The following is a 12,607-nucleotide window of genomic DNA, read 5'->3' as shown; positions in this document are numbered from 1 at the left end:
GTGCCGGGCTTTGGCGTGATGCAGGAAATCCACCCCGGCGCCTGGAAGGGGCTGTGGTGGGAGAAAAACACGCTTGGCGCCATGATGGGTTGGGCAGTTCTCTCCTTCATCGGAGCTGCTGCCTTCGATGAAAGGCGCCGGCTGATCTGGCTTGGCGCCGTTATTCCGGCACTCGCTCTGGTCTTGTTGTCCACTTCGCGCACCGCGCTGCTGGCAAGCTTCATCGCGATTGCCGGGCCGGGGATGATCGCCATGGCGCGGCGTGATGCGGCGTCGTCCGCCATAGCGGTGATGACAGGCGTGGTCGGTGTGGCGCTGGGCGTCCTTGTCCTCGTCATCGGTCCGGGCGTCCTTCTCGAGGCGCTGGGACGTGATGCGACGCTCACGGGGCGCACCGATATCTGGATTGCCCTGATGCGCCAGATCGCCGAGAGGCCGCTTCTGGGCTTTGGCTATGGCGTGTTCTGGCAGGTGGAGATGGGACCTGCCCACTGGGTGCGCCTGGAAACCTCATGGCCGGTGCCCACCGCCCACAATGGATGGATCGAAACGGCGCTGGCGACAGGTCTGGTTGGTGTCTCGATAGCAGCCATCGCCTATGCCGGCGCGCTGACGAGCGCGGTCATGCGCCTGTTCAGAGGCAATGAGACCTACTGGGCGCTGCCCTTCCTTGTCATGTGGGGCCTGATCAGTTTTTCGGAGAGCAATCTCGCCGAACAGAACTCGCTGATGTGGGTGATGTTCACCGCAACGGCTGCAAAACTCGCTCAGCCGCGTGAGGCCGCTCCGTAAAAACGCGGAGCTAGCCCGTCCGCCCAGAACACCTTGCCGATCCCCTGAACGGCCTTGTCGAGGCAGGCCGCACCGGCCTGCGCTCCGCCCATCAGACGAGCGGGCAGGGCCGCAAGGCCGAACACAACCGCCTGTCCCAAGCCGACCACCATCCAGCCTGCGAGCGCGGGAAGGTTCACCCGCCCGCCATGGATGCAGTTCTGGCTGGCTCCCTGGCCATAGGCAAAGCTGCGCGCGAGCATGTGCGGCCAGCGCGCCCGGTTGCCCCCGACATATTCGATGACGTCGGCGCGTGCGGACCAGGCAAAGCGGATGCCTGCCTCCTGCAAGCCGACAAAGAGCAGATCATCCTCGCCGCCCACCTCATTGGTGCGGACATCGAAGGGCGGATCGGGCAGGGAGACGCTCGCCCGGTCTATCAGGGAATTGCCACACCCCCAGTCTCTGGTGCGCGGCGCGTCCTGTTCAGGTCCCGTGCGCGCATAGAGCCGCTCCAGATAGGCGCGTGTCATCGGGCGGGCACCCAGCGCGAGAGGGCTTACAGGGCCAAAGACGACCGGGCAGTCCATCGCTTCGCGTGTCGCCAGAAGCGCTTCCAGCCATTCCGGGCGCGCCGCCTCGTCATCGTCCAGCTGCGCGATAAAACGTCCATTTGCTGCGGCAAACCCCGCATTGCGCGCATTGGCGACACCGGGCTGCGATGCATGGATGTAGCGGATGGGCAGGCGTGCATCGCGGGCAAGGTCTTCGACAAAGTCGCGCGCGCTTGCCGCAGGGTCGTTGTCGACGATGACGATCTCCTCAGGCAGGCGGGTCTGGGCAAGGACGCTGCCGACGGCCCGCGCTATTCCGAGCGGTCGCCGGAAGGTCGGTATCAGCACACTGACGCTGTCCGCCATGCTCATGCGCTGGCCCGCAACGGCTTGTCCGAAATCATCGCCAGCGTATCGCCAACGGTCAGGACTGGCAGGTCGAGGGCCGCCACCGCCTCGCAGACCGTCGCCAGAAAATCGGGCGTGCAGCCCCATTCGGACGGGTTTTCGCGCACATCATGGCCGTAAAAGATCAGCCAGCCCGGTGCCTGATCGACCTCGTGGACGGCCCGCAGGGCTTTCTCGAGGCCGGCCTTGCCACCATCGAGGGCTACTGCTTTCAGGAGGTTCAGGTCATCGCCCTTGCGATTGATGCCGTGGCGCACCCCGCGCATGGCGCCATAGCGGCCCTGAAGGGCGCTCTTGGTGCCAGGGCTGGCCTCGCCATACGGAAAGGCGAAGCTGGTACGCGGACGCAAGATTCCAAGATCCATCAGCTCGGCGCAGTTTCGTTCGCAATCGTCGGCGAAGACAACCGGATCGCAATGGCTGGCATCCAGATGGGCGTAGGTGTGGCAGGCGATCTCGTGCCCGCGTGCACTCAAGGCCTCGATATCGGCCCGCTCCATCATCTCGCCCAGATGGGTTGTCGTGCCCAGAAAGCCCATCGCCGTGTACCATGTCGCGTTCCAGCCCCGTCGTTCCAGCATCGGCGCGCCATTGAGCGCCGCCGAACGCGGGAAGTCATCGAAGGTGAAGGAGACTACCGGCGCACTGAAATCGGTCTGCAAGGAGCGGCGAACACCCGCCCGTGCTGCCAGACGGCGGACCTTGCCGAACAGTCCTCCCGCAGGCTGGTAGATATTGCTCATGGCCGCACCGCCTTCAGGGCTGCAGCCGCACACGCGGCCTTGTAAGCCTTCAGTGCAAGCACGCGCACGCGAACCGGCAGGTGGCGCATCCGCGTCAGGGCAGGGGCCATGGCCTGCACCGCATGAAACAGGTTCCACTGGGCCAGCAGGCGCGCCATGCGCGCACCGGGAAGGCTCGCCTGATCAGGGTGGCGGGCAAGGAAGCGCGCATAGTTGATGCCGCCCTCGGCGAACTTCGCCAGCAGCCGGTCCACGCTCTGAAGGCCTCCATGGCCTGCCGGATTGTCGACGTGTGCCAGGCGGCCCGCCTTGGCGGCGCGCACCGCCCAGTCGACATCCTCCCAGCCCCAGCCGCGATAGGCCTCATCAAAGGCTACGCGCTCCATCAGGCTTGCCCGGACAGCGAGGTTGGAACCTGCAAAGGCCGAAGCACCGCGCACCGCACGCCCGGCGGCGTTATCAACATCACCGGCGCGGGCGAGGCTGGCATGGACCGCAAAGGCACCTTCCGGTGCTTCAGCCACGAGATAGCCGCCATAGGCTGCATCGAAGGTGCCGGCGCGCATGAGCATGATCCAGCGGGTCAGAAAGCCTGAGCCAATCTCCATGTCGGCATCGAGAAAAAGCAGCCACTCGCCGCGCGCCGCCTCGGCAAGCGCATTGCGGGCGCCGGAACGTTGCAAATTGATCCCGGAACGCAAAACGCGCGCCCGGCCCTCTTTAGCAGCCGGATGGGTGCAAAGCCGCTCGTAGGCGGATGAATCCGGCGAGCCATCATCGAAAAGGACGATTTCGGTATCATCACCCGCTTCACTGCAGAGCACGTCCAGCAATGCTGCCGGGTCGTCACCGTGAAAGGGGACCAGGACGGAGAGGAAGGGCTTCGTCATGCGCTCCTCCATTGCAGGCGCCGAACGAAGGGCAAAAGGAAGACGCTTCTGCACCCGGCCACATCGAGCGCCAGCGCCGTCACGGCATAGACTGTAAAGCCTGCCGGAATATGGCTGGCGAGATGGATGAAGGCATCCTGCGGCGCAGGCAGGAGAACCAGCACCAGTCCCATGACCACGCTAGCCCCGGCTGCCTTGCTCCAGTCCTCGATCGGCAGGGAAAGGCGGAAGATGCCGCGCCCCATCACCATGCAGGCGACAAGCGCGAGGGCATAGGAAATCACGGTCGCCAGGGCCGCGCCGACAAGGCCGAAAACCGGGATCAGGGCCAGGTTCAGCGCAAGATTGTGGATGGCGCTGCCTGCCATAAGTGCGGCCATGACCTTGGGGCGCCGACCGATCACGAAACTCTCGTGAAAGACATAGGTCATGAAGCCGTTCAGCATCGCACCGACGGCGATCCACGGCATAATCGTCGAGGCCGGATCTGCAAGGGTTTCGGCGATCAGGAGGCGGGCAAAGGGTTCTGAGAGAAGGGCAATGCCCGTCGCGGCAGGCAGCGCGATCAGACCCATGAGGCTGGCCGCCTGGCGCAGGACAGCGCGCGCCGCCTCGGCGCCTTCGTGTTCGAACGCCTTGATGGCGAGCGGCCCCGCCGTCATGCCGAGCCAGATGAAGATGATGTTCAAGGACCGGTCAGTGATCCCGTATCCGGCGGCATAGGCACCGGTGGAGGCTTCGCCCAGAAGCGCTGCGATCACGAACCGGTCGCCGGTAGAGAGCAGGTGCTCGAAAACAAGCGATACGGCTACTGGCGCGCCGTAGGCAAAGAAGCGTACGGCGCGCCGCGGTCCGGCACGGTCGCGCTTTGCCTTTGAGAGCAGGACGGGAATGTCGATCAGGATGGCGATGAGGCAGGCGAGCGCCATGCCTGCAAACGGGCCTGCCGGTCCCATTCCGCCAGCAAGGATGAAAACGACACCGAGACCGAAGCCCGACCCCAGGATCAGGCTTTCCAGCAGGGCAAAGCGTACCGCTTCACCTTCGGCGCGCCGGGTTTCCAGCGCGATCATTATCGCTGAGCGCAGAACCTGCGAAACCAGCGCGAAGGCACAGACCGTTTTCAGTTCGGTGCTGACTGGCGCCAGTGCGATCACGCCACCAAAGACGGCAAGGCTGGCAACCGCCAGCATGGCGTAGAGCGAAAAGGCGGTCGCGAGATGTCCGCCAAGCCGGCCACGGGCGCTCGCGCGGGCATGATGGCGTGCCACGGCGGCGTCCAGCCAGGTAAAAACAAGGGTCTGCGTCAGCAGGGCACCGGCAAGCACCAGCGTGTAGCGGCCATAATCTTCGGGCGACAGCAAACGGGTGAACACCACCACGCTGCCGAACCCGACAAGGATCTGGGCGGCATAGACCGGCAGATAGGTCAGAAGGTGGCGATTCAGCATGCAGGCGTGTCCCGCTGGTTCATGACAATGCAGGCAAGCAATCCTGATGCCGGGCCACTTGCGGAATGCACCATGCATAACAAGCCTTAAGAACCGCCTTAACGCGCCGGATTCGGGATGAACCGTGCCGTATTGGGTCAGGGATTGTGTGTGTGGCAGTGAAAGGGGCAGGGGAATGATCGAGGTCGAGACATGCCGCGCCAATGCCCTTGGGCCTCGTGAACGCGAAGCCTGGCGCTGCTTTCAGGCTGCCGACCCTTCCCTCGCCAGTCCGTATTTTTCTCTGGGTTTCCTTGACGCCATGGCGGCTGTTCGCGCCGATACACGCGTGATCGTGGTGCGCCAGAACGGGCAGATCACCGGCTTTCTGCCCTATCATCGCGGTGCGCTGGGCCATGCGCGGCCTCTGGGCGGGCCTTTGAGCGATCATCATGGCTTCATCGCTGCGCGAGGCGCGCAGTTCGACCTTGTAGAGATCATGCGCAAGGCCGGTGTGACGGTGTTCGACTTCTTCGGCGCGCTGGCCACGCAAGGCGCATTTCGCAGCCATACCGGCGAAACGGATGGCTCCTGGGTCATCGATCTCAGCGAGGGCTATGAAACCTGGCTCGCAACGCGCAGTGCGATCGAGCCCAAGGCTTTCCGCAATCTTCGCGCCCGGCGTCGCAAGCTTGAAGACGAAACGTCGAGCCATGTTTTCCGCATTTCTGACGACCGCCCTGAAGTGCTGGAAAAAGCGCTGGAGTGGAAATCGGCGCAGTATCGCCGCACCGGTCATTTCGATGTCTTTTCGGTAGGCTGGACGCGCGATCTGATCGACACGCTGGTCGGCGGCGGGCTGGAGGGCGCGAACGGGCTGGTGTCCAGCCTGGAGATCGACGGGCGTCTGGCGGCGATGCATGTCGGCATGCGCTCTGACACCGTGCTGCATTACTGGTTCCCGGTCTATGACCCCGAATTCTCGAAACTGGGTCCGGGCCTGAACCTGCTTATGGAGATTGCGCGCGAACTCTCGTCCGCGGGATTGCGCGAAATCCATCTTGGCCCCGGCGAGTATGACTTCAAGCGCGAGCTGGCGAGCTGGCAATTCCCGCTGGCGACCGGCTTTGCAGCGGCTCCGTCACTGGCCGGCACGGCCCGCCATATGGCAAGCCAGATCGAAACCGTGGCAGAAGCGCTGCCGCTCGGTTCGCTGTCGAGCCTGCCTGCACGCGCTTTCCGCCGTCTCGACCGCTACGCCGCCTTCCGGCCCGCATGACTTGCCGGCGCAGCTTCCTGGGCTGCGCGGGCGCTGCCCTCACGGCGGGCTTTGCGCCGCCGCAGCTGCGCCTTGCCGCTTTCGATGGCGTCGCATCTTCGCGCATGGCGCTCTGGGAAAATGCCGGTGGCGCGTCCTTGCGCGGCGCCGTCTTCACGCAGCGCCGCGTCTATCCGGATCTTGATGGTAGCGAGTTTCTCGGCTCCGGCCTGCTGGGCGCTCCGATTTCGCAAGACTCGCTCGATGCCCTTGCCGAAACCGGCGCCAATCTGGCGGTATGGTCCGGCGCAGGCTTGTTTGCCGAAAGCGGACGCTTCGAGCTCGACGCCCGTATCGAGGACCATATCGCGCGCTGGCTGGATATGTGCCGGACGGCAGGCCTCTACACGGTTATCGGCTTCCGGACTGGGCCGGGGCGCAGCGCCTTTGCCTTTCACCCCGAGGATGACTGGTATCCGCGCCGCCTGCTGAACCAGTCGCTCTGGCAGGATGAAGAGGCGCAGGCCGCCTGGGTCGCGATGAGCCTTCATGCCGCCCGGCGTTTTGGCGCTCATCCTGCCCTTGCCGGAATACTTGCCATGGTCGAGCCCAATGGCCAGGACCTCGGACGGGCAGAGGTGTGGCCGGCGATGGCAGCCGCAATTGACCGCAACTGGCCGGTCGGGACCGGTGTGCCCTTGATCCTTAGCCCTGACCGGTGGGCGCGCGCCGAGGCGATGCCTGCCATGCCGGAGGTTTCAGCCCACACCGTCATCAATGTGCATGATTACGATCCCTGGGCGTACACCCATCAGGGAGAAGGCGCTGGCACCCCGCTGTCCGGCGATCCACGGCGCCTCACGGCGATGATGGCGGGCAATCCGCGCTGGGCCTGTCTGGAGTTTGGGGCCGCCTTGCACGCGCCGGAGCTGGGCCGGTATTTCCAGACGCGCATTGCGGCGCTGGAGGAAGCCGGGGCCAGCTGGGCGGCGTTTCGCTGGCCAAGCGGCTGGCGGCCTTATGAGGCCCGCGAAACCGGCATGAATGTACGATTGTCGGACGAGGCGATGAACGCACTGCGCGCTGCCTTCCGCCGGAACCGGGGACGTCCGGACTAGAGAAGCAGCGCGCCACGCAATGCGGTGGAAAGGAGGGACTTACTCTCCGCCGCTGTCGTTCATGTCCTGGGCAGGTTGTTCATAGGCCTGCGCGGCAGCCGCTTCGGCCTCGGCGCGCAGAACGTTGTCGCACTGGCCGCCTTCATAGAGACCCGAAAGCCAGTACCAGCGGCGCCCGGCCACCTCGCGCTGGGCGGCCAGCTCCGCTTCGCGCTGCTGGGCCCTCTGGCGCATGAAGCCGCCCACCGCGCCGATGCCGGGAATGGCCCGACCCGCTCCCGACATCAGCGCGGCCTGCGTGGCGACACCCGTAAGGGCGTCGGCAGCGTAGGCAGAATCAAACACACCACCCTCTGGCGCACCGCCAAGGATTTCGGCTGCGGCATTGGCCTCGCCGACGATTTCCCGGCAGGAAAGGGCGCTGTCACCCATGCGGATGACCTGACCCTCCTGGGCCAGGGCCGGCGTTGAAAGGGCCGCCACTGCAAGCCCGGCAAGAACGATGCGCTTCATGACGTTTCTCCTTCTCACTCCCGCTTGGAGTTGATGAAGGCAGCGTCCTTCAAAGCGGCGCCGTTTGCATCTGACGAAGCCGGTAAGATTCGCAAAGTTCTGAATTAATTGAGAAACCCCTCGTCCGTCGAGACGGCCTTCGGCGTCCCAGGATGAGGGTTTGGCGTGCTTTTCCCTCACTTGAGAGGGCAAGCGAAGCGAACGTCCCAAAGAACCAGGGAAAGGCAAAGCCTTAAGGCCGGTAGCGCGGCTTTTTATCGCCCCGGCCTCTCAACGGTGCCGAAAGCCTTGCAAACTCCGTCAGCAAAGGCCGCGTATCGGCAGGGTCGATGATCTCCTCCACCCAGAAACGTTCCGCTGTTTTGAAGGGAGAGGAAAAGCTGCGCATCTGGCGCGCGAGTTCCGCCTTCATCGCAGCCGGGTCGTCTGCTGTTTCCAACGCGGACTTGAATGCCGCCTCCACACCGCCTTCCAGCGGCAGGGAGCCCCAGTCACCGGACGGCCAGGCATAGCGGTAGCGAAAGCCGGTATGGTTCATCATGGCAGCACCGGCGACACCGAACGCCTTGCGAACGATAATTGCGCACATCGGCACCGAAGCCTGATAGAGCGCGGCCAGCGCGCGTGCGCCATGACGGATCGTGCCCGCCCGCTCGGCGCGCGTTCCGATCACGAAGCCCGGAATATCGACGAAATTGACGATGGGCAGGCGGAAGGTTTCCGCCAGATCGATGAAGCGCGTCACTTTCTGGGCGGACTCTGCCGTCCAGCCGCCGCCATAGATTTTCGGGTTCGAGGCCAGCACCGCAACCGGCCAGCCATCAAGGCGGGCAAAGGCGGTGATGACCGATTGACCGAAATTGCGCCCCATCTCGAACACGCTGCCACGGTCCATCGTCGAGGCCAGGATGGCGTGCATGTCATAGGCATAGCGCTTGTCGCGCGGCACGATTGAGGACAGGGCCGGATCGGTGCGCGCCGGATCGTCCTGCGGCGTTGCGCGGGCAGGCAGTTCATGTACCGAGTTGGGCAGGTAGGACAGGAACCAGCGTGCCGCTTCCATCGCTTCTGCCTCGCTGGCAAAGGCATCGTCTACCGCGCCTGCAGCGAGCTGGATGTCTGCCCCGCCAAGCTCCTCCTTGGTGACGGTCTCTCCAATCCCGGCCACGACCGGCGGGCCAGCCACGAACATTTGCGACTGGCCTTTCACCATCACCGAGTAATGGCTGGAGACTGCCCGTGCGGCGCCAAGGCCCGCTACCGGCCCCAGCAATAGCGACACGACCGGAACGGTTTCGAGGTTCTCCACCACCAGATCCCAGGCGGGGTTGAAGGGCACATAGGTGGCGCCCATGTCCAGGATCGACTTGACCGAGCCGCCACCGCCCGTGCCTTCGATCAGACGCACAATCGGCAGGCGCAGATCGCGCGCCATGGCCTCGGCCTGTATCTGCTTTTCCACGATGGCCGCGTCGGCTGCCCCGCCGCGCACGGTGAAGTCATCGGCGACCAGCACGACGTCACGGCCGCGCACCTGTGCCCGTCCGAACACACAATTGGCCGGCATCAGCCCGGTCAGGTTTCCTTTTGCGTCATAGCTGGCCGTACCGGCTATTGATCCGATCTCGCGAAAGCTGCCTTCATCAGCCAGTAGCGCGATACGCTCACGCACATTCAGCCGGCCGGCAGCCCTCTGACGCTCCAGCTTTTCCGGCCCGCCCATGCCCCTGGTCAGCGCCTGACGCTTGCGCAATTCGTCGATTTCGTCTTTCCAGCTCATGATTTCCTGAACTCCGCAGCCCCGGGACCCCGACTCACATGGCCAGTTTTCCCTTTGAGATCGCCGCCGTCGATGGTGCTGCCCGTACCGGCACGCTGAAAACAGCGCGCGGTGACATCCGTACGCCCGCCTTCATGCCTGTCGGAACCGCTGCCACCGTCAAGGCGCTCTACCCCGATCAGGTCCGTCAGGCAGGGGCCGACATCCTGTTGGGAAACACCTATCACCTGATGCTGCGGCCCGGTGCAGAGCGCGTGAAGCGCCTTGGCGGCCTGCACCATTTCATGCGGTGGGACGGGCCGATCCTGACCGACTCAGGAGGGTTTCAGGTCTGGTCACTCGCCGGACTTCGCAAGATGAGTGAGGAAGGGGTTGCCTTCAAAAGCCATATCGATGGCTCCAGCCACATGCTAACCCCGGAACGCTCCATCGAGATCCAGGCAGACCTTCTGGGCGCTGACATCTCGATGCAGCTCGATGAATGCACGCCTTTCCCTTGCGAGCGGGATGCTGCGGCGAAATCCATGGAGCTTTCAATCCGCTGGGGCCGGCGCTCGAAAGAGGCGTTCGGCGAGCGAACGACCCAGAACCTGTTCGGGATCGTCCAGGGCTCGATCTATCCCGAATTGCGGCAGCAATCGGCTGAGAGCCTGATCGAAACCGGTTTCGACGGCTATGCCGTGGGCGGGCTCGCGGTGGGTGAGGGGTTCGAGATGATGTGTCGGGTGCTCGACGTGACCACGCCGCACCTGCCTCACGAACGTCCGCGCTACCTCATGGGCGTGGGGCGGCCGATCGATCTGGTGGAGGCCGTTGCGCGCGGCATCGACATGTTTGACTGCGTGATGCCGACCCGCTCCGGCCGCCATGGCCAGGCCTGGTCAGACTATGGCCCCTTCAATCTGAAGAACGCCCAGTACGCCGAAGACACCAGCCCGCTGGATGAAACGGTCGATTGCCCGGCCAGCACGGACTACTCCAAGGCCTATGTCCACCATCTGGTACGGGCCGGCGAATATCTCGGCTCCATGCTGCTCTCCTGGCACAATGTTGCCTATTACGAGAACCTGATGGCGCGTATGCGCGCCGCCATTGCAGCCGGCGAGTTCGAGGCCTTCCGGGCCGGTTTCCTTGAGCGGTGGGAAGAGGGCACGGGCAAGCGCAACTAGCCCTGCCGGGTCTGAACGATCCACTCCAGAGCATCCGCCTCGCTGTCGAACCGCTGGAAGACGATTACAGGCGGATCTTCGGTCAGAAAGCTCTGCCACAGGTCCAGCACATCATTGATGGACGGCTTCAGGCCGATCATCGCGGTGCGCACAGGAGTCGGCGTGAATTCCGGCAGGCCCCGCCGCCGCTTCATGGCGATGTCCAGCGCGTCCATGCCCGGCAGTTCGATGAATTGCGTGGTGGTAAAGTCGAGCAGGATGTTAAATGTCGCCGGGATCGTTCCATCCGCAAGACGCCCGACCAAATCACGAATCTGGCTGGTGCTGGTCCATTCAGGAAAGCGTGCGCAGGCGATCTGCCGGACGTTGCACAGCTCCACCGCTATTGTGCCGTTCACGCGTGTCCTCCCGGACAAACAGCTGAGCGTCCATGCGGGCGCCCATCACCATAGGGCACAGGCGCGTGATTGCGCGTCAAGGTGGCAGGCGCGCAATTTTTGCGCCTATTCGCCGTCTGCGAGGCCGTAACGGATGAAGGTCTGTTCCAGCACTTGCCGGTTGCAACCGAAACCGTCGAACAGGCCGCGAAGGTAGGCGCGCCGCCGGTCGGCCATTTCGCGCTGTGCCCGCGCCTGCGCCTCGATCCGGGCGGAGTTCTGGACAAAGCGCGCCACCGGCCGGACCGGATTCAGTCCCACAATCGCGGAGTAATAGGCATCTACGGCGGCGTCCTGCGCCGCGTCAGGTGCTCGGGAAAGCAAATCCTGACCGCTATCCCAGATGGAGCGCTCACGCGCTTCCTCTGCCGTTTCATTGCGCGAGGGCGGCATTTCCCTGTCCGGGCCCAGAACAGCGGTGAGCCGGGCAATGTCGGTCGCAACAGTCGAACAGACGCGGCGCGCACCGCTGCCGCCATAGGGTGTCGGGACCGTGCGCTCATCCTCCTCCACCATGACGGCGCCGGGGCGCTCGCGCGGCGCGCCCAGCGCATCGTAAGCTGCAGGCATGGTGCGTCCTGCCGCCTCGTCGAACGTTTCACGCGATGTCGAGCATGCACCAAGGGCGAGGGCTGACAGGCTGCAAACGGCGGCCACGCGCGCAAGTTTCATGGGGTCTGTCCTTCTGATCGCCTGACCATCCCTTCCCATGATGGCAAAGCCGTGGCAAACAGCCTGCGAAGCGTGTAATCGTGACGCACTTGCCCGCCTTGACCGGCGCGGCGCGCCTCTATAGATACGCGCACTCTTGATGAGAGCCGGTAGCTCAGCTGGTAGAGCAACTGACTTTTAATCAGTAGGTCCCGGGTTCGAGCCCCGGCCGGCTCACCAAGAATTTCAGGCATTTGCAAGAACAGAACGGGCATGGCGCTCCGCCGGTTGTGCTATGCGCATGATGCGTCTGGGCGCCTGCCGGATTCGCCCGGTCAGTAATGCCGATGACCCGCAAGGCCGCCACGCTCGTTACCCTGCGCACGCACGTCATCCGGGCAATGGACTGTTGAGAACCCGCATTGAGGGCTTCTCACGCTGCACCGCATGCCTATTTAATCAGGGAAGCGAGCGTTGCCGGACGTGTGGCAGCGGACGAAGTGAGGCGGATCGGCGGATGGGCATGACGGACCCGCGCAAACCATCGGGAGCAGGGCCGAAGGCCCCGGGTGACGGCGGCACGGAGCGCCAGACCGGCATCACGGTCAAGACGCGTCCGCGCACCGAACGCCCGTCAATGTACAAGGTCCTGCTGCTCAATGACGACTTCACGCCGATGGAATTCGTCATCCAGGTCCTGATGGTGATTTTTCACAAGGACCAGGAAGAAGCGACTCGCATCATGCTGCATGTTCACCAGAATGGGGTGGGGGTGTGCGGCGTATTTACCTTTGAGGTAGCTGAAACCAAGGTGGCGCAGGTGATGGACGCCGCACGCCGGGCACAGCATCCTCTTCAGTGCACCATGGAAAAGGATTAGTCCCG

The 12,607-nt window shown here is 64.1% G+C and carries 13 protein-coding genes and 1 tRNA gene; 6 read left to right on the top strand and 8 right to left on the bottom strand.

Annotated features, from left to right (window positions below; all coding sequences use genetic code 11):
- The coding region (locus tag ACTS2Z_RS06085) for an O-antigen ligase family protein (protein ID WP_442572327.1) at positions 1–792 on the top strand (792 nt) is incomplete at its 5' end.
- Here ACTS2Z_RS06085 and ACTS2Z_RS06080 read toward each other — a convergent pair.
- Genes ACTS2Z_RS06080 through ACTS2Z_RS06065 form a run of 4 tightly spaced genes read right to left on the bottom strand, consistent with a single transcriptional unit; the run spans position 768 to position 4,817 of the window.
- A complete protein-coding gene (locus ACTS2Z_RS06080; protein WP_442572326.1) occupies positions 768–1,697 on the bottom strand; it encodes a glycosyltransferase family 2 protein in 930 nt (309 codons plus the stop codon). The two genes, ACTS2Z_RS06085 and ACTS2Z_RS06080, sit on opposite strands and share 25 nt — an antisense overlap.
- On the bottom strand, positions 1,694–2,476 hold the full coding sequence (locus ACTS2Z_RS06075) for a polysaccharide deacetylase family protein (protein WP_442572325.1): 783 nt from the start codon (positions 2,474–2,476) through the stop codon (positions 1,694–1,696). The genes ACTS2Z_RS06080 and ACTS2Z_RS06075 overlap by 4 nt, the downstream gene beginning before the upstream one ends.
- Positions 2,473–3,366, bottom strand: coding sequence for a glycosyltransferase family 2 protein (locus ACTS2Z_RS06070; RefSeq protein ID WP_442572324.1), 894 nt, complete (start codon positions 3,364–3,366; stop codon positions 2,473–2,475). The genes ACTS2Z_RS06075 and ACTS2Z_RS06070 overlap by 4 nt, the downstream gene beginning before the upstream one ends.
- A complete protein-coding gene (locus ACTS2Z_RS06065; RefSeq protein WP_442572323.1) occupies positions 3,363–4,817 on the bottom strand; it encodes a lipopolysaccharide biosynthesis protein in 1,455 nt (484 codons plus the stop codon). Before ACTS2Z_RS06065 ends, ACTS2Z_RS06070 begins: the two co-directional genes overlap by 4 nt.
- A gap of 175 nt (positions 4,818–4,992) precedes the next feature.
- On the opposite strand from ACTS2Z_RS06065, the gene ACTS2Z_RS06060 reads away from it, so the two are divergent.
- Complete coding sequence (locus ACTS2Z_RS06060; protein WP_442572322.1) at positions 4,993–6,075, top strand: GNAT family N-acetyltransferase; 1,083 nt, start codon at positions 4,993–4,995, stop codon at positions 6,073–6,075.
- A complete protein-coding gene (locus ACTS2Z_RS06055) occupies positions 6,072–7,172 on the top strand; it encodes a glycoside hydrolase family 5 protein (RefSeq protein ID WP_442572321.1) in 1,101 nt (366 codons plus the stop codon). Before ACTS2Z_RS06060 ends, ACTS2Z_RS06055 begins: the two co-directional genes overlap by 4 nt.
- A gap of 39 nt (positions 7,173–7,211) precedes the next feature.
- Here the strand turns inward: ACTS2Z_RS06055 and ACTS2Z_RS06050 are convergent, their stop codons facing one another.
- The gene (locus ACTS2Z_RS06050; protein ID WP_442572320.1) at positions 7,212–7,685 is read right to left on the bottom strand and encodes a hypothetical protein; all 474 of its coding nucleotides are present in this window, start codon (positions 7,683–7,685) and stop codon (positions 7,212–7,214) included.
- 232 nt (positions 7,686–7,917) lie between these two features.
- Complete coding sequence (locus tag ACTS2Z_RS06045) at positions 7,918–9,465, bottom strand: acyl-CoA carboxylase subunit beta (RefSeq protein WP_442572319.1); 1,548 nt, start codon at positions 9,463–9,465, stop codon at positions 7,918–7,920.
- A 38-nt stretch (positions 9,466–9,503) separates the two neighbouring features.
- Between ACTS2Z_RS06045 and tgt the strand changes: the two genes are divergently transcribed.
- Positions 9,504–10,634: a tRNA guanosine(34) transglycosylase Tgt gene (gene tgt, locus ACTS2Z_RS06040; RefSeq protein ID WP_442572318.1), complete on the top strand. Its 1,131-nt coding sequence runs from the start codon at positions 9,504–9,506 to the stop codon at positions 10,632–10,634.
- On the opposite strand, the gene ACTS2Z_RS06035 is transcribed toward tgt, so the two are convergent.
- Positions 10,631–11,032, bottom strand: a complete 402-nt coding sequence (locus tag ACTS2Z_RS06035) for a hypothetical protein (RefSeq protein WP_442572317.1) — start codon at positions 11,030–11,032, stop codon at positions 10,631–10,633. The two genes, tgt and ACTS2Z_RS06035, sit on opposite strands and share 4 nt — an antisense overlap.
- A 105-nt stretch (positions 11,033–11,137) precedes the next feature.
- A complete protein-coding gene (locus ACTS2Z_RS06030; protein ID WP_442572316.1) occupies positions 11,138–11,743 on the bottom strand; it encodes a hypothetical protein in 606 nt (201 codons plus the stop codon).
- A gap of 143 nt (positions 11,744–11,886) precedes the next feature.
- On the opposite strand from ACTS2Z_RS06030, the gene ACTS2Z_RS06025 reads away from it, so the two are divergent.
- Positions 11,887–11,962, top strand: a tRNA-Lys gene (locus ACTS2Z_RS06025).
- Between the two features lie 283 nt (positions 11,963–12,245).
- Positions 12,246–12,602, top strand: a complete 357-nt coding sequence (clpS, locus tag ACTS2Z_RS06020; protein ID WP_442572328.1) for an ATP-dependent Clp protease adapter ClpS — start codon at positions 12,246–12,248, stop codon at positions 12,600–12,602.
- Positions 12,603–12,607: the final 5 nt, after the last annotated feature.

The organism is Glycocaulis sp., from assembly GCF_052168375.1.
In the GTDB taxonomy this organism is placed as follows: domain Bacteria; phylum Pseudomonadota; class Alphaproteobacteria; order Caulobacterales; family Maricaulaceae; genus Glycocaulis.
This window is presented reverse-complemented; position numbering and strand designations above follow the sequence as displayed.